Below are 21,658 nucleotides of genomic sequence, written 5' to 3' on the forward strand. Positions count from 1 at the left end.
AGCGGTCACCAGGTGTCCACGAAGGAGCGTTTTTTGCCGTCACGTTTGGCCGGGCGCGGGGCGGCGTTGAGGCCACGAACCAGCCAGCTGCGGGTTTCCACGGGGTCGATCACGGCGTCGATTTCCAGGTAGCTGGCCATGTTGATGCCTTTGCCGGCCTGGTAGGCCTTGGCCACTAATTTGTCGAAGAGTTTTTGCCGTTGCGCGGGATCTTCCAGCGCCGCCAGCTCTTTGGAAAAGCCAAGCCGCACGGCGCCTTCAAGCCCCATCGCGCCAAATTCAGCGCTGGGCCAGGCGATGGTGAACAGCGGCGAATGGAAACTGCCGGCGGCCATCGCCTGCGCGCCAAGGCCGTAGCCTTTGCGCAATACCACGGTGAAGAACGGCACGCTGAGGCTGGCGGCGGTGACGAACATGCGCGACACATGGCGCACGGTTGCCTGCTTTTCGGCGTCCGGGCCGACCATAAAGCCAGGCGTGTCGCACAGCGACAGCAGCGGAATATCGAAGGCGTCGCACAGCTGCATAAAGCGCGCGGCTTTATCGCCGGCCACCGCGTCGATGGCGCCGCCCAGGTGCGCGGGGTTGTTGGCGATCAGGCCGAACGGCTGGCCCTCGATGCGAATAAACGCGGTGATCAGACCGGGCGCGAATTGGCGGCGCAGTTCCAGTACCGAGTCGTGGTCGGCGAGGGTGGCGATCACCTGGCGAATGTCATAAATGCGCAGGCGATTTTCCGGAATCACTTGGCGCAGCTCGCGCTGGTCGGCGCATTGCCAGTCGCTGAGCGGGCCTTGGAAATACGACAGGTATTGCTTGGCGGCGCGCACCGCCTCGGCTTCGTCGGCGACGGCGATGTCGACCACGCCGTTCGGCCCTTGCACGCTGACCGGCCCGACCTGCTCCGGCGTAAACGTACCTAACCCGCCGCCTTCGATCATCGCCGGCCCGGCCATGCCGATGCTGGCGTTGGCGGTGGCGATGATCACGTCGCAGCAGCCGAGCAGTGCCGCGTTGCCGGCGAAGCAACGGCCCGACACCACGCCCACCAGCGGCACCAGGCCGGACAGTTTGGCCATGCCGATAAAGGTGTGGCAGTCCAGGCCCGCCACGCCGACGAAATCGGTATCGCCGGGCCGTCCGCCACCGCCTTCGGCAAACAGCACCACGGGCAGTTGCCACTGCTCAGCGAGCTGCAACATGCGGTCGGTTTTCTTGTGGTTCATCACGCCCTGGGTGCCGGCAAACACGGTGTAGTCGTAGGCGATGGCCATGCAGCGGCTGTGCTCGGCACCGAACTGCGCGGCGTTGACGGTGCCGATGCCGCTGACCAAGCCGTCGGCCGGGCTTTGTGCGATCAGGTCGTCCACCGAGTTGCGGCGCCGCCGTGCGGCCAGGGCGAGGGCGCCGTATTCGATAAAGCTGTCGGCATCCAGCAAGTCATCGAGGTTTTCGCGGGTGGTGCGTTGCCCGGTTTTGCGCCGCTTGGCCACGGCCTGCGGACGGCGTTCGTCGCGGGTCAGGGCGTTGCGTTCGAGCACTTCGGCGAGGTCGGCGCGGATGTGGTCGAGGTCGATGCTTTCTTCGTTGTGGTGCTGTTGTTGCGCGACGTCGGCCGGCTGAATGAACACCAGCGGCTGGTTGGCGAACAGGTTGTCGCCCGGCGCGACGGCCAGGCTGTGGACGATGCCGCTGTGGGCGGCTTTGACCACGAACTCCATCTTCATTGCCTCCAGCACGGCGATGCTCTGGCCGACCGCCACTTCATCGCCAACCTGCACATCCAGGCTGACCACCACACCGGCGCTCGGCGCGTCGAGGGCGATGCAGCCAATGGGCGTATCGGCGGTTTGCAGGGGCTGGGCGGCACCGCTGGCCTGCGGGAAAAACAGGTGGCGGTGCGCCTGTTCCTGCGGCGCCAGCAAGTCGCTGATCTGCGTTTCCACGAAGCGGGTCGTCACTTCATTGTTCTGCACCTGGGGATGGCGCAGCAGGTTTTGCAAAAAGTGGATATTGCTCGCCACACCTTCCAGACGGAATTCGCACAACGCCCGGTAGGCGCGGCGCAGCACGGCGGGGTAGGTGTCGTTGGCGTGCACGATGAGTTTGGCCAGCAGCGAGTCGTAGCTGCTGCTGGTGGCGTAACCGCTGTAGCCGCAGCCGTCGACACGAATCCCGGCACCGCTTGGTGGCTCGTAGGCGCTCAACAGGCCGGCGGCGGGTTGCACGCTGCCATCGGCGTTCATGCTTTCCAAGTTGACCCGCACCTGCACGGCAAACCCGCGTGGCGCCGGAATGTGCGCTTGCTGCAAGCCCAGCTCGGCCAGGCTCGCGCCGCCGGCCACGCGCAGTTGCGCTTGCACCAGGTCGATGCCGGTGACCGCTTCGGTGACGGTGTGCTCCACCTGCAAGCGCGGGTTGGCTTCCATGAACACGAAGTCGCCGTTGTCAGCGTCGAGCAGAAATTCAAAGGTGCCGAGGGTTTTGTAATTCACGGCGCGGGCGAGTTTAAGCGCGGCTTCGAGCATCGCCTCGCGCACGGCGGTGTCGAGGGTTGGGCTGGGGGCGATTTCCACCAGCTTCTGATTGCGCCGCTGCAACGTGCAGTCGCGCTCCCACAGGTGCACAACCTCTTCACCGTCGCCCAGCACTTGCACTTCGATATGCCGTGCGTTGCGAATCAGCCGCTCGACATACAGGTCGCCATTGCCAAACGCTGCCTTGGCTTCCGATTGGCAGCGGGCGTAGGCCTCGGCCACCTCATCACTGCTGTGCACCGCACGCATACCGCGCCCGCCGCCGCCGGCCAGGGCTTTGATCATCATCGCGCCGCCGTTCAGTTCGGCCATAAACGACTGGGCGCGGGCCAGGCTAGTGGGTTGGTTGGTGCCGGTGGCCAACGGCACGCCGCAGCGAATGGCCAAGGTACGGGCTTGGGTTTTGTCGCCGAATTGCTCCAGTACCGCAGCATCTGGGCCGACGAAAATAAGCCCCGCTGCTTTGCACAGCCGCGCGAACTCGGCGTTCTCAGCGAGAAAGCCATAACCGGGGTGCACCGCATCGCAGCCTTGGGCCTGAGCGATGGCAATGATCTGCTGCATGTCCAGATACGCACTCACGCCCCGACCGCTGAGGCCCACCGCCACATCGGCCTTGCGCGTATGCAGCGCCGCCGCTTCGTCCTCGGCATAAATCGCCACGCTGCGGATATCCAACTCGGCGGCGGCGCGGGCAATGCGAATGGCGATCTCGCCACGGTTGGCGATCAGCAGATTACGAATGGGCATGGCTGCTCCCTGGTTTTTATTGGCATTCGTTCAGGGCGTAGAGCTTAGGCGCCGGCCAGCCTGCAGCGAAAGCTTGCTGGCTGGGGCGAATGGCGGGGCAGTGGCGGGGGTGATAGTGGACCGGTTCAGCCTGGCGCGAAGGTGCCGGCCATTCCCCCTCTCCCGATGCGCGAGAGGAGGCCCGAAGGGCGAGTGAGGGGCGCTTTAGCTGCGCCGCTCAACGATATACCGCGCCAGATCGCGCAACGGCTCAGCCGCTTCACCAAACGGGCGCAAGGCGTGCAGGGCGAGGTCGCGCAGTTCCAGCGCGTACGATTTGGCCGCGTCCAAGCCGAGCAAGGCCGGGTAGGTGGGTTTGTGGTTGGCTTCGTCTTTGCCCTGGGTTTTGCCCAGGGTGGCGGTGTCGCTTTCGACGTCGAGAATGTCGTCCTGCACCTGAAAGGCCAGGCCCACGGCTTGCGCGTAATCCTGCAAGGCGCGAAGCGACAGGGCGTCGGCTTCACCGCTGGCCAGAGCGCCGAGGCGCACGCTGGCTTCTATAAGCGCGCCGGTTTTGTGCCGGTGCATCACTTCCAACGCCTGCTGATCGAGCCACTGGCCGACGGAGCCGAGGTCGATGGCCTGGCCGCCGACCATGCCGGCCGGGCCCGCCGCTTTGCTCAGGCTGCTGATCATGTCCAGGCGCACCTCGGCGTCCAGCGGGTTGCGCTGGGCATCGGCGAGCACATCAAAGGCCAGGGTTTGCAGGCCGTCGCCGGCCAGAATCGCGCTGGCTTCATCGAAGGCTTTGTGGGTGGTGGGCTGGCCGCGACGTAGGTCGTCGTCGTCCATGGCGGGCAAGTCGTCGTGCACGAGCGAGTAAGCGTGGATCAGCTCGACTGCGCAGGCCGCTGCATCGGCGAGTTCGGGCTTACCGCCCAACGCTTCGCACGCGGCATACACCAGCAGCGGACGGACACGCTTGCCGCCGTTGATGACGCTGTAGCGCATGGCTTGGTAAATAGTGGAAAGCTCGGGGCGGGGTGCGTGGAACAGCTCGTCGAGCTTGGCATCCACGCGGGTCTGGCAGGTTTTTTGGTACGCCGCGATCATGCTTGCTCGTCCGCGTCGAAGGGAGCTTCCTCCAGCTCGCCGTCGCGCTCCAAGAGGATTTGCACCTTCTGTTCCGCCTGCGCCAACGCGCCCTGGCATTCACGCGTCAGGCGAATGCCTTGTTCAAACGCGGTGAGCGAATCCTCGAGCGACAACTCGCCGTTTTCCAAGCGCTCGACCAGGGTCTGCAACTCGGCAAGGGATTGTTCGAAATCGACGGCGGCTTTTTTGCGGGCCATGGGCAGGGGTCTCGGCAGGCTGGAACGGGCGGGAGGCTAGCAGAGCAGGGCAGGTGGGGCAAACTGGGGCACTGGCAGCACAGAAAGAAAAATGACCAATTGCCGCGTCTGTTGTTTGCGCAAGTGTTGGTGACCGCACTGTTTTCAAATGCCTTTTAACGAATACTATGGCCGCCGCTAAAGCGCTTCGTCGAAGGACGTCAGCGACCTCGCTTTGAATAGGGATCATCGGATGCAAGCAGCTGAACAAAGCGCCGTGCGCGCCAAGGAAGGAATGAGATGGGTCGCCTGGTTCATCTTGGCATTGACGGTGCTGTTCGGTGCGCATCTGCGCATCGGCGCTTACACGGATACCCAGATCGAGAACCCGATCAAGGCTGATGCCCGGAAAGTACTTCACCTATGCCTTAAACCTGGCGAATTGGAATGTGTTTTCCCAGGAGTTTGTGGCGCCCGGTAGCCCGGAAAAACCGAAGCCCGATGCGTTTATCAGTCCTGGATTTCCCTACTTTGCCAAGTTCTTCGTTGCCAATGATGTAGAAACAATTCTGGCGACTACCTTAAAAGCGCAGACCGTTTTGCAGGTACTGGCCTTTTTACTGCTCACCTGGGTGTTTATCGAGTTCCTCGGAGTCGGGTGGGCGGTTCCCGCAGCGCTGTTATTGTGGACGTTTCCGCATTTTGTCTCGATCAACACCTACTACCTGACCGAATCGTTGTTTACCAGTCTGCTGGCTATCGCACTAGCGATTGCGTGGGCTAGCTCTAAGGGCGGCAAAGCTGTGGTTTGGGGCTGGGCGGCTTGCGGCGTGGTCGTGGGATTGTCTGCGCTGACACGGCCGGTCATGGAGCACTTCCCGCTGTTCATGCTGTTGTGCTGCTTGCTGTTTTTCCGTCAGCACTGGCGTGCGGTCACAGCGTTCGCGGTGGCGGCACTGGTACCCGTGCTGTTGTGGAAACTGCGCAACCTGCTCGTGGTTGGGGAAGTGTCAGATCCTACATTGCTGGTGAGCGGCTTCTACCACGGCAGCTTCCCGGGTTTTATGTATGACAACAACCCGGAAAGTCTCGGCGTGCCCTATCGTTTCGACCCACGTGCTGCCGAAACCGCCCAGGGGCTCGGCCACACTCTCGGCATCATGTGGGAGCGCATGGTGCAGGCTCCTGGCGAATACTTGCAGTGGTACTTGTTCGGCAAACCGCAGTTCCTCTGGCAGTGGTGGGGCATCGACGGGCAGGGTGACATCTATATCTACGCGGCGTTGAAGTCGCCCTATTACGAGCTGCTGGATTTCCATATCTCCCACGTCGTTAATCAGGCGGTACATCCGTTCTGGATTGCGCTGGGGCTGCTCAGTGCCGTGGTCATTGCCGCTTCGACACTCTTTAAACGATCCCCTTCGTTGTTTTCCCTGTTGTCGGCCCTGGTCGTAATTTACGCCACCCTCGTGCATATGGTGCTCGCGCCGTTTCCGCGTTATGGCATCCCGTTCAAGGTATGCCTGATTCTGTTGAGCATATTGGCGCTCAAAGAAGCGTCCACCTGGCTGGTGCAGCGGCTGGCAAAAAGAACGGCGTAACAGCGGGGAGTGCTGCGTGGCGAGAGGTGCTAGGCGAGCCGAAAACGGCCGCCGTTTTACCTAACGTTGCGTGCCTGAGCGTGGTAGTTCCGATGCAGGCTGTTGTCGCCAAGCGCGATTTCCTTGCAGACTAGCTGCCACCGCCTCCAGGCCTGTTGCGCAATGAACATCGACACCCGCATCAAATTCCGCCACTTGGTGTGCTTCCTGGAAGTCGCGCGCCAGGGCACTTTGGCGCGCGCCGCAGACCGATTGGCGGTTAGCCAGCCTGCAATTTCAAAAACGCTCAAAGAGCTGGAAGAACTACTGGGCACAAGCTTGTTCGAGCGAAGCAAAGCGGGCGTGGCGTTGACTGATGCGGGGCTGGCCTTTATGCGGTACGCCGGCCCAAGCGTGCAGGCGCTGCGTGACGGTGTGAACAGTGTGCGCAGTGGTGAGCATGAGTCCGGGACAGTGCGCCTGGGCGTGTTGTCGACGGTCGAGAGTCTGTTGATTCCCGAGGTGGTGCGCCGGCTGCATGCTCAGCATCCGGCGCTGGTGGCCAGTGTAGTGACAGGTCCCAGCGCCTTTTTGCTATCCAAATTGCATGTCGGTGAGTTGGATCTGGTGGTCGGCCGAATGACCGACAGTCCGCAAATTCAGGGCCTGACCTTCGAACATCTGTACAGCGAATCGATGACTCTGGTTGTGCGAGCCGATCATCCACTGCTGGGCGTATCCCGTCCGCAGGACGTGCTCCAAGACTATCCGGTGGTGCTGCCATTGGCCGGTACTACGATTCGCAAATATGCTGACAGCCTGTTCATTCAATGCGGCATTACACAACCGCGTCAGCGTCTGGAAACCCTGTCGATTACCCTCAGTCGCCGTTATGTGCAGAGTAGCAATGCGGTGTGGGTCGCACCTTATGACGCGGTGCAGTTGGATTTAGCCAAGGGCTATCTCACGGAATTGCAGCTGGGCATCAAGGAGCCAGGCGGCTCGGTCGGGATATGCAGCAACGCGGCCGTCCCCCTATCCCTGGCGGCGCACTGGTGTGTTGATGTGCTGCGTGAAGTAGGGCTGGCCTATCGCGAGGGCAACTTTCCTGGTTTGCCAGACGCACCCGCGGTATTGGCATAGCGGCTTTCCGCTGAAGTAAATATCTGTGGCGCAATGTGATGCGCTCTGGTGTTGTGGCTGGGCGCACGCGTCTAAAATGCACACCGCTTGAGGCCCAAGCCTTAGGTGATGCGAGGCGATTCGCGTGACAAGGACGAACCGTTCAACGGCGGCAAAAAGGCACAGGCAGATGACCACCCCGGAAGTGAAAATTGCAGTGGTAATCCCCTGCTACAACGTGAAAGCCCATGTGCTCGAGGTGATTGCCGCCGTAGGCGGTGAGGTCAGCAGAATTTATGTGGTGGACGACTGCTGTCCTCAGGCGTCCGGTGAGTATGTGCAAGCGAATTGCTCCGACCCGCGCGTCACGGTGCTGCGTAACGCGGTAAACCAAGGCGTTGGCGGTGCAGTGATGCAAGGTTACCAGGCGGCGATTGCCGACGACATGGACATTCTGGTCAAGGTCGATGGCGACGGGCAGATGGACCCCGGCTTTCTTCCAGACTTCGTTGCGCCAATCATTCATGGCGAAGCCGACTACACCAAGGGCAACCGGTTTTTCGATCTGGAAGGGTTGCAGCAAATGCCCAGGAAGCGGCTATTTGGTAACGCCGCCTTGTCGTTTCTTAGCAAGCTGTCATCCGGTTATTGGAATATCTTCGACCCTACCAACGGCTACACCGCCATCCACAGCGAGGTGGCTCGGCATTTGCCGTTCGATAAAATCAGTCGGCGGTATTTTTTGAAACCGACATGCTGTTTCGCCTGAACACCCTGCGCGCCGTGGTCATCGATATCCCTATGGATGCCAAATACGCTGAGGAAATAAGTGGCCTGAGAATATCGACCATTTTCTTTGAATTCCTCGGCAAGCATCTTCGCAATCTGGGCAAGCGGATTTTTTACAGCTATTACTTGCGGGATATGTCACTGGCATCGCTGGAGCTGCCTTTGGGGCTTGCACTGGTAACGGTGGGGAGCCTGTTCGGTCTGTCGCACTGGGCTAACTCTATCGAGTCGGGCGTAACCACGCCGGCGGGTACGGTGATGCTTTCGGCGTTGCCGATTATTCTCGGCGTCCAACTGATCCTGGCGTTTATCGGTCACGACGTGCAGTCGGTGCCGCAGCGTGCTTTTCACCTGCAACGTAAACGTACCGCGACTGCTAAGAAGAAAGTGAAATGAGCTATTTCGTCGCCTTGATCTGCGTGCTGGGCATTGCCGCTGGCCAGTTGCTATTCAAACTCAGTGCGATGAGCCTGCAACGCACCGGCAGTCTGTTTCATCTGGACACGCTCGCCACCTTGTTTAGCGCTTTTGCACTCTATGGCATCACCACGATTGCCTGGGTTTGGGTGTTGCAGAAAATCGAGCTGGGCAAGGTGTACCCACTGATGGCGCTGGCCTTCGTTTTGGTGCCAGTGGGCAGTTACGTGATGTTCGAGAAAAATTTCAACCGCAGTACTTTATGGGCGTAGCAGTAATCATCGCGGGCATCATCATTACCGTGAAGGCTTGACGGTCCGCAGCGGGTAGCACCCCTTGATCATCAAGTACTCGATATCCCCCACCGTGCACTATTCGCAGCAGTGTTTCCCAAGCTCAACCCAGCGAAAAGCTTTCTTCCATCACCATACGGTTATGGATAACCGCCTAACTTTCATTTTTGCGCGTCGCTTTGTCGCAGCAGACTGCCTGCCTGCTCGCCCGATAAATCTAACAAAGGAGAAGGACATGTCTGATGCAGACAGCAGTCGCTTCGTCATCCGTGACCGCAATTGGCACCCCAAAGCCCTGACGCCTGATTACAAAACCTCCGTGCCCCGTTCGCCGCGCCAAGCGCTGGTGAGCATTCCGCAGTCTGTTTCAGAAACCACTGGCCCTGACTTTTCCCATCTGAAAATTGGCGAGCACGACAACGATCTGCTCCTCAATTTCAACAACGGCGGTTTGCCGGTGGGCGAGCGCATCATCGTGGCGGGTCGTGTGTGCGACCAGTACGGCAAGCCAATTCCACATACCTTGGTGGAGATGTGGCAGGCCAACGCCGGTGGCCGTTATCGCCACAAGAACGACCGTTACCTGGCGCCGCTGGACCCGAACTTCGGCGGCGTGGGCCGTGCCCTCACCGACCGCGACGGGTATTACAGCTTCCGCACCATCAAGCCCGGCCCGTACCCGTGGCGCAACGGCCCGAACGACTGGCGCCCGGCGCATATCCACTTCTCCATCAGCGGCCCGTCGATCGCCACGCGCTTGATTACGCAGCTGTATTTCGAAGGCGATCCGCTGATTCCGATGTGCCCGATTGTGAAGTCGATTGCCAACCCCGAGGCGGTACAAAGTCTGATTGCCAAGCTCGATATGAGCGCGGCCAATCCCATGGATTGCCTGGCGTATCGCTTCGATATCGTGTTGCGCGGGCAGCGCAAGACCCACTTCGAAAACATTTAAGGAGGGTGAGTCCATGCCTATTCAATTGCTGAACGAAACCCCCTCGCAAACCGCAGGCCCGTATGTGCATATCGGCCTGGCCCTGAGCGCGGCCGGCAACCCGCCGCGTGAGCAGGAAATCTGGAACGAGATGGCCAAGCCCGACGCGCCAGGCGAGCACATTGTGCTGCTGGGCAATGTGTACGACGGCAACGGTCATCTGGTGCGCGATTCGTTTCTGGAGTTCTGGCAAGCCAACCACGAAGGCCGGTACGACGCCGATTACAACCTGGAAAAACCGTTCAATAGCTTCGGCCGTACCGCCACCACCTTCGATGCCGGTGAGTGGACGCTGCACACGATCAAGCCCGGTGTGGTGAAAAACGCCGCCGGTGTGCCAATGGCGCCGCACATCAACGTGTCGCTGTTTGCCCGGGGCATCAATATTCACCTGCACACGCGTCTGTATTTCGATGACGAGGCCCAGGCCAATGCGCAGTGCCCGGTGCTCAATTTGATTGAGCAGCCGCAGCGCCGAGAAACCCTGGTCGCCACGCGCTGTGAGGTTGACGGCAAGCTGGCTTACCGCTTCGATATCCGTATTCAGGGCGAAGGTGAGACGGTTTTCTTTGATTTCTAAGGGTGGGTTTTGACGTCCGATAACGCCGAGCCCGTTGGCCTGCGCATTCAGCGGCGCTTCAGTGATGCGCTGGAAGCCCGGGGTTACCGGGCCGACAACGCGCAACAGGCGGCCATCGACACCCTCGCCAGCTGGCTAGACGCCTGGCTGGCGGGGCGTCGTGGTTGGCTGCGCAAGCCCGTTGCCGGCATTTATCTGTGGGGCGGCGTGGGGCGCGGCAAGAGTTTTGTGATGGACACCTTCTTCGCCGCCGCGCCCGTGCAAGCCAAGCGCCGCGTGCATTTTCATGCGTTTTTGCAGGAGGTGCAGCAGCGCATGGGCGCCTTTACCGGGCAGAGCGAGCCGCTGGTGCGCGTCGCCCGTGAGGTGGCGCAAGAGGCGCGTTTACTGTGCTTCGACGAATTCCATGTGCATGACATCGCCGATGCCATGTTGCTTGGCCGCTTGCTCAAGGTGCTGGTGGACGAAGGCGTGGGGTTGGTCTGCACCTCGAACTACGCGCCGATCAACCTGTGCCCGAATCCGCTGTATCGCGACCGTTTCAAACCGGCCATCGACCTACTGGAGTCGCGTTTCACCGTGCTCAATCTGGACGCCGGCGAAGACTACCGTGAGCGTGCCGGGGCCCAGGAAGCGTGGGGGCTTTACGCCTGGCCGTTGTGCCCGGCACTGAGCGATTGGCTTGAGCAGCAATTGCAGTTCAGCGCGGCGGTTGAGCGCGACGCGGTGCTGGCGGTCAATCACCATCCGCTGCGTGTGCAGGCTTACGAGGGCAACCGCGCGTTGCTGGATTTCGATGAGCTGTGCCGCCATCCCCATTCCAGTTCGGACTTTCTCTGGCTGTGCCAACGCTTCCGGCGCATCGCCATTTATGGCGTGCCGCGGCTGGATAGCGAAGGCATCGACGTGCAGCAACGCATCCTTAATTTCGTCGACATCGCCTACGACAGCGGCGTGAATTTGCTGCTTGGCTGTGAAGCCGAATTGGACGAAGTGTGTCGGCCCGGCTCGCACCTGGACTTTGTGCGCACCCGCAGCCGCTTGCGTCAGCTCACTGCGCAGACCTTCTAAACCGTTGCAGGGAAATTGAGCCGGCCTGCCGACGCGCGGGTAGCGCGGCGGTGGCAGGGCTCGGACAGAGAAGGGAAACACCGAGGTATTTCCAAGGCCCAGCCTTGTGAGCCGAACCTGTGCCGCCACCGATGTGGGCGCAGCGGCGTCACGGTAGGCGCCGTGCCCGACAGGGTCAATTGCGATAATCGAACTTCGGTTCGATAATCGGCCACACTTCATCCAGAGCGTTTCTGGCCAGGCTGCACGAGACCTATAACAACATGACTGACGAAGCCCGCATCACCCTGCCACCCCTGGCGCCGCCGATTATTGCCTCGCCGGCCAAACGCATCGAAGCCTTCACCGGCGACCCGAATTTCATGACCTCCCTGGCCCGTGGGCTGGCGGTGATTCATGCGTTTCAGGAACGCAAACGCCACCTGACCATCGCCCAGATCAGCCACCGCACGGAAATCCCCCGCGCTGCCGTGCGCCGTTGCCTGCACACGCTGATGAGCCTGGGTTACGTGACCACCGACGGGCGCACGTACTCGCTGCTGCCCAAAGTGCTGACCTTGGGCCACGCCTATTTGTCGTCGACACCGCTGGCCGTTACCGCGCAGCCAATTCTCGACCGCCTCAGCGAACAGCTGCACGAGGCCTGCTCCATGGCCACGCTGGAAGGTGACGAAATTCTTTACATCGCTCGCTCGGCCACGCCGCAGCGCCTGATCTCGGTGGACCTCAGCGTCGGCAGTCGTTTACCGGCGTACTGCACCTCGATGGGCCGCATTTTGCTGGCCGCGCTGGATGACGCCGCGCTGGACGATTACATCGACCACGCCGAGATGCAGATCAAAACCAGCCGCACCGTGCACACGCCGGATGCGCTGCGCGCCAGTGTTGCCGAGATCCGCCAGCAGGGCTGGGTGATCATTGACCAGGAACTGGAAGTGGGGCTGCGCTCCATTGCCGTGCCGCTGAAAGATTCAGCCGGCCAGGTGCTGGCGGCGTTGAACGTGGGCACCCACGCGGGGCGGGTGTCGCGGCAGGAATTGGAGACGCGCTTTTTGCCGGTGTTGTTGGAGGCGAGCAAGGAGTTGAGTACGCGGTTGTTTCATTAACCGCTAGCCCTCACCCCTAGCCCCTCTCCCGCAGGCGGGAGAGGGGCTAGGGGGTGAGGGCTAGCGGTCAAGCTCCCTCGCCCGCTTGCGGGAGAGGGCGGGGGGTGAGGGCGAGGCGTCACGTCGATCCACAAGTGTTCGATAAACGCCCAATTAGTCGATTATCGGATTGAATCGCCCCCATCCCGCTGCGTACTGTTGGCCCTCGGTCGTTCTGTGCGACCACGCTTTGCTTCCAATAAAAACAAATGAGAGCCAGCCATGGATTTGCGTTCACCGCAGCGCACCCGCGCTTCGCTGATATTCGCTGCGCAGCGCCTGTCCAGCCCGTCCCTCATTCCTGTTCCATTCGCCTGCAGTGCCATGGCGAAGAAAAACTCACAGGAATTGCTCGCATGACCAGCCCTGCTCACGTGCCCACCACCGGCACGCTCGACGTACAAACCTTTATCAACGCCCAGCCGCTTTCCCGTTATCAGTGGAAGGTCGTGCTGCTGTGTTTCCTCATCGTTTTCCTCGACGGCCTCGACACCGCCGCCATGGGCTTTATCGCCCCCGCGCTTACGCAGGACTGGGGCGTGGATCGCGCCAGCCTCGGCCCGGTGATGAGCGCCGCGCTGATTGGCATGGTCTTCGGCGCCCTCGGCTCCGGGCCGCTGGCTGACCGCTTCGGGCGCAAGGTCGTGCTGGTCGTGGCGGTCGGGTTGTTTGGTTTCTTCAGCCTGATTTCCGCGTTCAGTACCAGCCTCGATCAATTGCTGGTGCTGCGTCTGCTCACCGGCTTGGGCCTGGGCGCGGCGATGCCGAATGCCACCACGCTGCTGTCCGAGTACACCCCGGAGCGTTTGAAGTCGCTGCTGGTGACCAGCATGTTTTGCGGCTTCAACCTGGGCATGGCCGGCGGCGGGTTTATCTCGGCGAAAATGATTCCAGCGTTCGGCTGGCACAGTTTGCTGCTGCTGGGCGGCATCTTGCCGTTGATGCTGGCGGTGGTGCTGCTGGTGTGGCTGCCGGAGTCGGCGCGTTTTCTGGTGGTGCGCAATCGCGGCGCCGACAAGGTGCGCAAGGTGCTGGCGCCCATCGCGCCGGCTGAAGTGGGCTTGGCCAATGACTTCAGCGTGCCGGAGCAGAAAACCGTGCAGAGCCGCAACGTGCTGAAGGTGGTGTTTTCCGGCACTTACAGCGCCGGCACGTTGTTGCTGTGGCTGACCTATTTCATGGGCCTGGTCATCGTTTACCTGCTCACCAGCTGGTTGCCGACGTTGATGCGCGACAGCGGCGCGAGCATGGAGCAGGCGGCGTTTATCGGTGCGTTGTTCCAGTTCGGTGGCGTGCTCAGCGCGGTCGGCGTGGGCTGGGCGATGGATAAATTCAATCCGCACAAAGTCATCGGCACGTTCTACCTGCTGGCCGGCGTGTTTGCTTACTTCGTCGGGCAGAGCCTGGGCAAGGTCACGGTGTTGGCGACCTTGGTGTTGTTGGCTGGTATGTGCATCAACGGTGCGCAGTCGGCGATGCCGTCGCTAGCGGCCCGTTTCTACCCGACCCAGGGCCGCGCCACTGGCGTGTCATGGATGCTCGGCATTGGCCGCTTCGGCGCCATTCTCGGTGCCTGGATCGGCGCCACCTTGCTGGGCTTGGGCTGGAATTTCGAGCAGGTGCTCACCGCCCTGGTGCTGCCGGCTGCCGTGGCCAGCGTTGCCGTGGTGATCAAAGGCATGGTTAGCCACGCCGACGCCACCTAAGCGGCTAAAAGCCGCTCTCGCGCATCAACACCGCCGCCACATGGGTCGCGCCGTCGGCCAACAGGCTGCGCCGCTGGCCCTCAATCTTCACGTGCCCACGGGTTTCGTGCAGCGAGGGCGGCGGTAGGTCGAGCTGAATCAACACCTGAAACAACGCATCGGTTGGCACCAGCGCGCCCCCGTGTGTGGTGGTCGGCACCGGGCCGCCGAAGCGCGAGGCGAGCATGCGGTGGTTGAGCTGGTTGGTGCGCGTGCTGCCGATGTTCAGCACGTGACCGGGTACGGCAATCGGGTGGCCGTCAGGGTAGAACCGCACGGCATCGCCGATGGGCAAGCGGTGCACCTGGTCTTGCTCGATATAGGCGTCGACTTGCCAGCTGCTGGGGTCGACCAGTATTCCCAACGCTTCCTGCACCCCCAGCCACTGGCCGGGTTGGCGTCGTGGGTCGAAATTGGCCGCAGACGTCGTAAGCGTTCCGCGTATCGAACAGCGGACACGCTCAAAATCTAGGGCGAACTTGGTCTGCGCTAAAGAAGATATTTTTCAAACCAAGATGTGGCGATAACTATCGCCGCGCCATTAGCTGTTTCCTGCGAACTGAACGGGCCGTATGCCTCGCCTGCCACGATGTCGAATCCAGCGCCCTGCTCACGCTCGACAAGTGCTTGCACCTTCACGATGACTGGATGAGGAACATAGCCCCAGGTGTATCTAACTAGGGCTTTTCGGTTCGACGAGGTAACCACAAAGCTTTCGTTAAAATCGGAAGCATTTCTTGCTGGACGCTTATCGACATTGCGGAGCGAGTATTGATTGTTAGAGAGGGGCGGTTTACTAAAAGGAAAGAGTAGCGAGTAGATTATTCGCTTCACTGGGTGCGGGCGGGGCGCGTCTGTGAAATCTCTGAAGACCTTCAAAACCGCATCAGCTCCCCGCTCGACGTCCTTTAGGCTTCGCCCGTTCTTGTCCATTTCACGGATTACAAGGAGGGCTAGCTTCTTTTCAGTTTCAGAAAGCTCACGCATTTTTTCACCATTCAGAGGGGCGGTTTTGAATAACGCTAGCAGGTGAGAGAACCTTCCGCATTTAACGCTAGGTTAGACCGCGGGAGTTGAGGCCATCAGCCGAAAAATCCGAAACGCTAACCAGCTTTTTCCGTTTCGACGCGTCTAGGAAGCTACTCTTAGCTAGTTCAGTAATGCGCGAATTATTCGGCATGAACATGAACATGAACATGAACATGAAGCGTGAAGCACCAATCTATTTAACTGCTGTTGAGATCGAAAGATATTCGTCTAACAGCGCTACCGTTTGAAGCAAGCTTGTCCGAAGCACTGGCAGCGAAAGGGCGACGATTACCTCTTGACGTTGGGCCAAATGCAAAAACATTTGTAAGACCTTTTCGGAACGGGCGGCCAGCATGATGAGGTGATACCCACTCGGACCATGCGTTCCTGCTAACCAATTTTTTGCCGTTCGCTCATTGGCATCAGTCCACTTTTGCAAGGTCTTCAAAGCGCAGCGAGTCTGCCCGAGTTCGGTTCGTAATGCCGCTGCGATGGCGTTCGCGTACAAGACGCTGCCTACGCCGTTTGGAAATTCATTGCCCATTTTAGTAATCATTTTTCCGAGACCTTCTTCTATGGTCATGAATGTGCATTCTTAACGACTTTGAACGTGCAGCAATAACATCCGACAAGCGGGAGTCTCTGAGCCATCCTCATGCCTCGAAGAAAACCTCAGTCTGAATATTTAATACCTGAAGCGCGTCCGAGATATGCGGCAGCTTATGTGCGGATGTCCACTGAGCATCAGCAATATTCGACGGAAAACCAGCTCGATATAATAAAGTTATATGCCGAGCAAAACGGCTACGAGATAACTAAGGTTTATACCGATGCGGGAAAGAGCGGCCTGACTTTGAACGGGCGAAAAGCTTTGCAGCAGTTATTTAACGACGTCGCTAGTTGTAGTTTCGAATATCAAATCGTCTTGGTCTACGACGTAAGCAGGTGGGGGCGTTTTCAAGATCCTGATGAAAGCGCGACGTATGAGGTTCGGTGTCGTCAAGCTGGAGTTGCAGTCGAATATTGCGCCGAGCAGTTCAAGAATGATGGTTCGCCTATCTCAAGTATTTTGAAAAGTGTTAAGCGAATGATGGCTGGAGAGTACAGCCGAGAACTGTCCGTAAAAGTCTTTGCAGGGCAGGCACGTCTAATTAGCCTTGGTTACAAGCAAGGTGGTCAGCCGGGATACGGATACCGACGCCAGCTAATCGATCAATGCGGTCATCCAAAAGCCATTCTGAGCAAAGGAGAGATGAAGAGCATTCAAACAGATCGAGTAGTTCTTATCCCTGGTCCAGAGAAAGAGCAGAAGGTTGTGCGTGAGATTTTTAGACTTTTCATTGAGGAGAAATTAAAGGTTGGAGCGATAGCGCGCTTATTAAACGAGCAGGGCGTTGCGTGGTGTAAGCCTACTCCTTGGAATTCTGGTCGCGTGGATTCAGTCCTAAAGAATGAGCGATATATAGGAAATAATTTGTGGAATAAAACATCTGCAAAGTTAAAACAGTTTAAGCGAGTGAATCCGGAGAATGAATGGATTAGGGCCAAAAAGGCGTTCTGTCCCATAATTAATGATGAAACTTTCTTCGCTGCTCGCGAGATTATTAGCCGTAGATCAACTGTTCTGTCTGATGAACAGTTAATCGACGATCTTAAAGCGCTTCTTGCTCGCCATGGTTATTTATCGGCTGTTCTAATTAATGCCGATAAATTAACTTCATCTCGCTCGTTATACATTTCCCGATTCGGAACCTTACGGCGGGCTTTTGACTTGGCGGGATACAGGTCTACGAGAGACTATTCCTATTTCGATGCGGACAAACGTCTTAAAGGCAGAGTTGCGATCTGTGTCGAGAGAGTCGCAGGAGTTATCAGAAGTTCGGGCGCAAGCGTTTCGGTAAACAATGATAATAGTTTATTGGTGATAAATGATGAGATTGTAATGTCGGTTGTGGTAATTAGATATAAGCCATCTCGCTTTCTGAAGTATCAATGGCAGGCGAGACTGGCTCTTGAGCTAAATCCTGACTTAAATCTCGTGGTGCGCATGTATCCAGGAGAGGAAACGGTAAAAGATTATTTGGTTATACCTACGGGAGCACTGGATCGTGCTGTGCTGAACATGAAAGACGAAGATTTGCGAGAGTTGGAGCAATACAGGTTTGATAATTTGGATGTCATAGGTGCTCTCAGTAGGAGAGTAACGATAGTCGGAGGAAGAAATGAAGAGCCTAAATTCAAATGAATGCGCGGCGCTGCATATTGGTAATGCTGAGCCAATACAGAACGTGCCCTTGGAGAAGATTAGGGTCCTTAATCCGCGAAGCCGCAATCAACAAGTATTTGCGCGGCTCGTGGAAAATATTTCTACCGTAGGCTTGAAAAGACCAATTACCGTAACGCCGAATGGCGATTCTTTCGATTTGATATGCGGCCAAGGCCGATTTGAAGCTTTTTTGGCGCTAGGTGAAACGACAATTCCGTGTGTACAGGTTTCTGCAGTAGAAGCAGACAGATATTTGATAAGCTTAATTGAGAATCTAGCGCGCCGGCGCCATTCTAATAGGGATCTTCTGGCGGCTATAAATGAGCTCTCTCAGCGAGGTTATACGCCCAAGGAAATTTCAAATAAAACCGGGCTTCAGTCTACTTATGTAGCATGCATATTGATCCTGCTAAATCAGGGGGAAGATCGGCTAATTTCCGCCGTCGAAAAAGGATGGCTTCCACTCTCGATAGCAACAAAGGTTGCGAAGTCAAATGACGGTGAAACTCAAGCCGCTATGCTAGAAGCCTATGAGACCGGTGTGCTTCGAGGAGATCAGCTACTTAAGGTCAGAAGGCTACTGGAGAAGCGCAAGGCGCTTGGGAAAAAGTTTTCAACGTCAAGGGCTACAACCGAGCGCATCACAACACCCGCGCAATTGTTAAAGACCTATCAACAAGAGGTTGGGCGTCAGCATTTAATTATTAAAAAATCTGAAATTAACCAACAGCGTCTTCTGTTTATCATTACAGCCCTTAGGAAGTTGCTTTCCGAGGATTACTTTCAAGCCTTGCTGCAAAACGAGGGGTTGAGTGATATGCCTGAGGTCTTATCCCAGCGTGTATATGCGGAGGTAGCAGCATGAAAAATGTCAAGCATGCTTTCGAGTCCAATATTTGCGCGGTGCCGATTTCCCATATCATGCCCACTCATAAGGTGAGCAAGGACGTGCTCGGCTCTATTAAGTACAAAACAGTTTTGGCTTCTATCGAAGAGATAGGGGTCGTCGAGCCTATAGCCATATACCCTGGTGGTGGAAGCGGGAGCGCCTCAAAAACATATATTTTGCTCGATGGACATCTACGGCTTGAAGCATTGCGCGAGTTAGGGGCTGTTGAGGCTCTATGTCTGATCGCGACCGAAGACGAGGGTTTTACTTACAATCGTCAAATTAACAGGCTAACTGCAGTGCAAGAACACAAGATGATTCTAGAAGCGATAGGCAAGGGCGTGACTGCAGATAGAATAGCAAAAAGCCTGAATATGAATATTGGTCGAGTGCGTGAAAGCCAAAATCTACTTGTAGGCATTACTCCTGAAGTAATTAGTCTTCTGAAAACAAAAGTAGTTCCGCGTGCTGTTTTTGCAGTCCTAAAAAATATGAAGCCTATGCGTCAAATAGAAACCGCAGAAATGATGATGGCTGCCGATTGCTACACGGTTAGATATGCGAAAATGATGTTCGCAATGACGCCTTCTGACCAGCTTAGCGAGAAAAAGGAGAAGAAAGTCTGCGCCGCATTTTCCCGCTCAGGATATTACCCGGATGGAGCGCGAGATGGAAAAGCTATATCAAAATTATCACTCCATTGAAGACGGTCTCGGAGAGACGATGCTGGTTTTGGTCGTAGCCAAAGGATATATTTCCCGTCTCCTAAAGAATGATGCAGTCGCTGCGTATATTAAGCGGTTCCAACCAGAAGTAGGGGAGGAGTTAATGGGCGTCGTTGACGCTGTCACTGCTGATGCCAGAGTGCAGCAGCGAGAGTAGAGTCGTACATAAAAAATAAGCCTGGTTAGTTTTGGAAGAGCAGATCCATTTATAAAGACTAGTGTGCCCGATGGCCAGTGTTCTCATATGTACTCGACGTTCTATAGATCGCCCTTCCAATTCCATACTTTTTATAAGCAACGGTCTTCAAGTCTTGAGCATGGTTGACTTATAGTCTGACCAGTTTGTAAGGGTATTCCTACATACCCAATGTGCTCGTTCTTACGATGCTTGCGGCTCTTTCGCCATAGGCATCTTCCGATGAAAACCTTCTCGTTTCCTCCAGTTCGTGTAGTCCTTTTCAGTGCATGCGTTGTGTTCCTCACCAGCGGCGTTGCGGCGGCGAGTACTGCGCCATTCCCTGTATTGACCGATCTGGGCCTGTTGCCCGCCGGCATCGGCAGCCGCGCCAATGCCGTGAGCGCCAACGGCAAGGTGGTCGTTGGGCAGGGCTGGGATGCCACCTACGCGCCCTGGATTTTTCGTTGGACTGACGAAGCCGGCATGGTCGGCCTCAACGGCGTTGCCATCCAAGGTTCGGCAAATGCGCTGAATTTCGACGGTAGCGTGATCGTCGGTGGCATCGGTTCGAACGCGGCGCAGCAGGCGTTTCGTTGGGATGCACTCAGTGGAGTGCAATCACTTGGTGGCTTGGGCGGTACGCACAGCATTGCCTGGGGCGTTAGCGCCGATGGCAGCGTGGTGGTTGGGGAGGCGAACGACGGAGCTGCGCTGCGTCGCGCCTTTCGTTGGACGGCATCACTGGGCATGCACGACCTTGGCAGCCTGAGCGTCGGTGGCTCCAGTGTGGCGTCGGCCATTAGCAGCGACGGCGCCGTGATCGTCGGCAGCGCCGCAGCCACGGGCGGCACCCGCGCGTTTCGCTGGGAAGGCGGCACCATGGTCGACTTGGGCACGCTGCCGGGGAGTACGTCCAGCGGTGCATTTGCGGTGAACGCCGACGGCAACGTGGTGGTGGGCAGCAGCAACCTCGCGGCGTTTCGCTGGACGGCCGCCAGCGGCATGCAGGACCTCGGCTCGCTGGGCGGCATCATGAGTTCGGCTAACGGCGTGAGCGCTGATGGTTCGGTGGTGGTGGGCACGTCGACCTTGCTCGACGATTCGTCCCGCGCCTATCGCTGGACCGCCGCCACCGGCATGACCAGCCTTGGCCTGCTGACTGGCGGCAGTTTCAGCGAAGCCACGGGCGTGAGTGCCGACGGCAACGTGGTCGTCGGCACGGCCGACAACAGCCAGGGCGAGCGGGCGTTTATCTGGAAGGCTTCGGCCGCCGGATTGGCGCCCATTCAAGACCTCGGCAACCTGCAAACCTCGGTCATCCACGGCGCCCACACCAGCACCGATCTGCTCGCCATGCAGGCCCGCCGCGCGCGCTTATTGCTGGAGCAACACTGCCTGCCGGGTGCGGCGCAACGCTATTGCCTGAGCGCCGACGGTGCAGTGAGCACGGGCGAGTCAGTGGCAGACGGCCGCCAGCGAATCGGTCAACTGGGAGCGGGGCGCCGGCTGAATGCCCAGGTGGCCGTGGGGCTGAACGTGGCCTGGGCTGAGACGGATGGGCGTCACGGTGATGGCCATGAGGACCGCGCCCATGGCCTTGGGCTGTGGGCCGCCTACCAGCAGCACGCCGACACCGAAACCGGCTGGCTGGCCAACCTCGGTGCGTCGCTGAGTACAGGCGAAAGTCGCTTCCAACGGGGCGAGCACGAGGCCGATGTACAAACCGCCTCATCGGCAGTGGCGATCAAAAGCACGGCGCAGCGATTGGCGGTGGGCTATGGCGTGGCGGTCGGCGATTCACGGCTGGTGCCGGAGTTGGCGCTTACCCATGTGCAAGGGGCACACCGTGGCTTTGAGGAGCGCAACGTCGCCTTGCCGTTGAATATTGAGGGCGCGCGCAGTGAGCAAACCTACGCCACCGCCACGCTGCGCGGCAGCCTGCCGGTCGACCCGCAACTGACCCTGACGGCCACGCTAGCCATGGATGTACTGCTCAACGAAGACACCCCGGTGTTTCGAGGGCAGTCCGATATTCCAGGGTTGGAGCAGTTCGAGGTGCGCGGCCCGTTGCGTCAGCGTTACCTCGTACCCAGCGCAACTGCCGGCAGCCGTTACGCGCTCACCCCAGCCAGCAGCGTGGCCGCTCAGGTTCACGCGCGGGCCTCAACCTTCCATGAGCAGCGCCCGGTGTTCGGCGTTCAGGTGCAGTACCGCTATGCCTTCTGAAAGCGCCGCCCC

General features: G+C 58.5%; 19 protein-coding genes and 2 pseudogenes. 15 read left to right on the forward strand and 6 right to left on the reverse strand.

All coding sequences use genetic code 11. The features are described 5' to 3' along the window. Positions 1 to 5 precede the first annotated feature (5 nt). The 3 genes from ACZZZP_RS01955 to ACZZZP_RS01965 all read right to left on the reverse strand — a co-directional run bounded on the left by ACZZZP_RS01955 (position 6) and on the right by ACZZZP_RS01965 (position 4,618). Positions 6 to 3,287 carry a carboxyl transferase domain-containing protein gene (locus ACZZZP_RS01955; protein WP_463381630.1) on the reverse strand — a complete coding sequence of 1,094 codons (3,282 nt, stop codon included), beginning with the start codon at positions 3,285 to 3,287 and terminating at the stop codon, positions 6 to 8. A 204-nt stretch (positions 3,288 to 3,491) separates the two neighbouring features. After that, complete coding sequence (ispA, locus tag ACZZZP_RS01960) at positions 3,492 to 4,379, reverse strand: (2E,6E)-farnesyl diphosphate synthase (RefSeq protein WP_463536215.1); 888 nt, start codon at positions 4,377 to 4,379, stop codon at positions 3,492 to 3,494. After that, positions 4,376 to 4,618 (reverse strand): exodeoxyribonuclease VII small subunit, encoded by a 243-nt coding sequence (locus ACZZZP_RS01965; protein ID WP_122453977.1) that lies wholly within the window; start codon positions 4,616 to 4,618, stop codon positions 4,376 to 4,378. Before ACZZZP_RS01965 ends, ispA begins: the two co-directional genes overlap by 4 nt. Before the next feature lie 380 nt (positions 4,619 to 4,998). On the opposite strand from ACZZZP_RS01965, the gene ACZZZP_RS01970 reads away from it, so the two are divergent. From ACZZZP_RS01970 to pcaK, 10 genes and pseudogenes are all read left to right on the forward strand, one after another. Beyond that, a complete protein-coding gene (locus tag ACZZZP_RS01970) occupies positions 4,999 to 6,198 on the forward strand; it encodes a hypothetical protein (RefSeq protein WP_463536216.1) in 1,200 nt (399 codons plus the stop codon). Positions 6,199 to 6,360: 162 nt separating this feature from the next. Next, the gene (pcaQ, locus tag ACZZZP_RS01975) at positions 6,361 to 7,320 is read left to right on the forward strand and encodes a pca operon transcription factor PcaQ (protein WP_463381632.1); all 960 of its coding nucleotides are present in this window, start codon (positions 6,361 to 6,363) and stop codon (positions 7,318 to 7,320) included. A 169-nt stretch (positions 7,321 to 7,489) separates the two neighbouring features. Next, positions 7,490 to 8,484, forward strand: a pseudogene (locus ACZZZP_RS01980) (glycosyltransferase family 2 protein). After that, the gene (locus tag ACZZZP_RS01985; protein ID WP_463536217.1) at positions 8,481 to 8,777 is read left to right on the forward strand and encodes a DMT family transporter; all 297 of its coding nucleotides are present in this window, start codon (positions 8,481 to 8,483) and stop codon (positions 8,775 to 8,777) included. The pseudogene ACZZZP_RS01980 and the gene ACZZZP_RS01985 overlap by 4 nt, the downstream one beginning before the upstream one ends. Positions 8,778 to 9,033: 256 nt before the next feature. Beyond that, positions 9,034 to 9,753 carry a protocatechuate 3,4-dioxygenase subunit beta gene (pcaH, locus tag ACZZZP_RS01990; protein ID WP_463381634.1) on the forward strand — a complete coding sequence of 240 codons (720 nt, stop codon included), beginning with the start codon at positions 9,034 to 9,036 and terminating at the stop codon, positions 9,751 to 9,753. Between the two features lie 13 nt (positions 9,754 to 9,766). Next, complete coding sequence (gene pcaG, locus ACZZZP_RS01995) at positions 9,767 to 10,372, forward strand: protocatechuate 3,4-dioxygenase subunit alpha (protein WP_463536218.1); 606 nt, start codon at positions 9,767 to 9,769, stop codon at positions 10,370 to 10,372. 9 nt (positions 10,373 to 10,381) lie between these two features. Beyond that, positions 10,382 to 11,443 carry a cell division protein ZapE gene (gene zapE / locus ACZZZP_RS02000; protein ID WP_463381635.1) on the forward strand — a complete coding sequence of 354 codons (1,062 nt, stop codon included), beginning with the start codon at positions 10,382 to 10,384 and terminating at the stop codon, positions 11,441 to 11,443. A 277-nt stretch (positions 11,444 to 11,720) separates the two neighbouring features. Further along, positions 11,721 to 12,549, forward strand: a pseudogene (locus ACZZZP_RS02005) (IclR family transcriptional regulator domain-containing protein); the annotation flags it as partial. 261 nt (positions 12,550 to 12,810) lie between these two features. Then, positions 12,811 to 12,948 carry a hypothetical protein gene (locus tag ACZZZP_RS02010; RefSeq protein WP_463381636.1) on the forward strand — a complete coding sequence of 46 codons (138 nt, stop codon included), beginning with the start codon at positions 12,811 to 12,813 and terminating at the stop codon, positions 12,946 to 12,948. Next, the gene (gene pcaK, locus ACZZZP_RS02015; protein ID WP_463381637.1) at positions 12,945 to 14,294 is read left to right on the forward strand and encodes a 4-hydroxybenzoate transporter PcaK; all 1,350 of its coding nucleotides are present in this window, start codon (positions 12,945 to 12,947) and stop codon (positions 14,292 to 14,294) included. The genes ACZZZP_RS02010 and pcaK overlap by 4 nt, the downstream gene beginning before the upstream one ends. 4 nt (positions 14,295 to 14,298) lie before the next feature. Here pcaK and ACZZZP_RS02020 read toward each other — a convergent pair whose 3' ends face one another. From ACZZZP_RS02020 to ACZZZP_RS02030, 3 genes are all read right to left on the reverse strand, one after another. Further along, entirely contained in the window at positions 14,299 to 14,835 is a 537-nt protein-coding gene (locus tag ACZZZP_RS02020; RefSeq protein ID WP_463384630.1) for an HlyD family efflux transporter periplasmic adaptor subunit, read from the reverse strand. Further along, positions 14,823 to 15,320 (reverse strand): hypothetical protein, encoded by a 498-nt coding sequence (locus ACZZZP_RS02025; RefSeq protein WP_463381638.1) that lies wholly within the window; start codon positions 15,318 to 15,320, stop codon positions 14,823 to 14,825. Before ACZZZP_RS02025 ends, ACZZZP_RS02020 begins: the two co-directional genes overlap by 13 nt. A 235-nt stretch (positions 15,321 to 15,555) precedes the next feature. Continuing rightward, positions 15,556 to 15,945, reverse strand: a complete 390-nt coding sequence (locus ACZZZP_RS02030) for a hypothetical protein (protein WP_463381639.1) — start codon at positions 15,943 to 15,945, stop codon at positions 15,556 to 15,558. 72 nt (positions 15,946 to 16,017) lie between these two features. Here ACZZZP_RS02030 and ACZZZP_RS02035 point away from each other — a divergent pair, with 72 nt between their 5' ends. The 5 genes from ACZZZP_RS02035 (at position 16,018) to ACZZZP_RS02055 (ending at position 21,646) form a co-directional block, all read left to right on the forward strand. Further along, positions 16,018 to 17,607 (forward strand): recombinase family protein, encoded by a 1,590-nt coding sequence (locus tag ACZZZP_RS02035; RefSeq protein WP_463381640.1) that lies wholly within the window; start codon positions 16,018 to 16,020, stop codon positions 17,605 to 17,607. Next, complete coding sequence (locus tag ACZZZP_RS02040; RefSeq protein WP_463381641.1) at positions 17,585 to 18,493, forward strand: ParB/RepB/Spo0J family partition protein; 909 nt, start codon at positions 17,585 to 17,587, stop codon at positions 18,491 to 18,493. The genes ACZZZP_RS02035 and ACZZZP_RS02040 overlap by 23 nt, the downstream gene beginning before the upstream one ends. Next, positions 18,490 to 19,221: a ParB/RepB/Spo0J family partition protein gene (locus ACZZZP_RS02045; RefSeq protein ID WP_463536219.1), complete on the forward strand. Its 732-nt coding sequence runs from the start codon at positions 18,490 to 18,492 to the stop codon at positions 19,219 to 19,221. Before ACZZZP_RS02040 ends, ACZZZP_RS02045 begins: the two co-directional genes overlap by 4 nt. Continuing rightward, the gene (locus ACZZZP_RS02050; RefSeq protein ID WP_463536220.1) at positions 19,175 to 19,399 is read left to right on the forward strand and encodes a hypothetical protein; all 225 of its coding nucleotides are present in this window, start codon (positions 19,175 to 19,177) and stop codon (positions 19,397 to 19,399) included. The genes ACZZZP_RS02045 and ACZZZP_RS02050 overlap by 47 nt, the downstream gene beginning before the upstream one ends. Before the next feature lie 315 nt (positions 19,400 to 19,714). Further along, positions 19,715 to 21,646: a hypothetical protein gene (locus tag ACZZZP_RS02055; RefSeq protein ID WP_463381643.1), complete on the forward strand. Its 1,932-nt coding sequence runs from the start codon at positions 19,715 to 19,717 to the stop codon at positions 21,644 to 21,646. Positions 21,647 to 21,658: the final 12 nt, after the last annotated feature.

It is taken from the genome of Pseudomonas sp. AC211 (assembly GCF_979258055.1).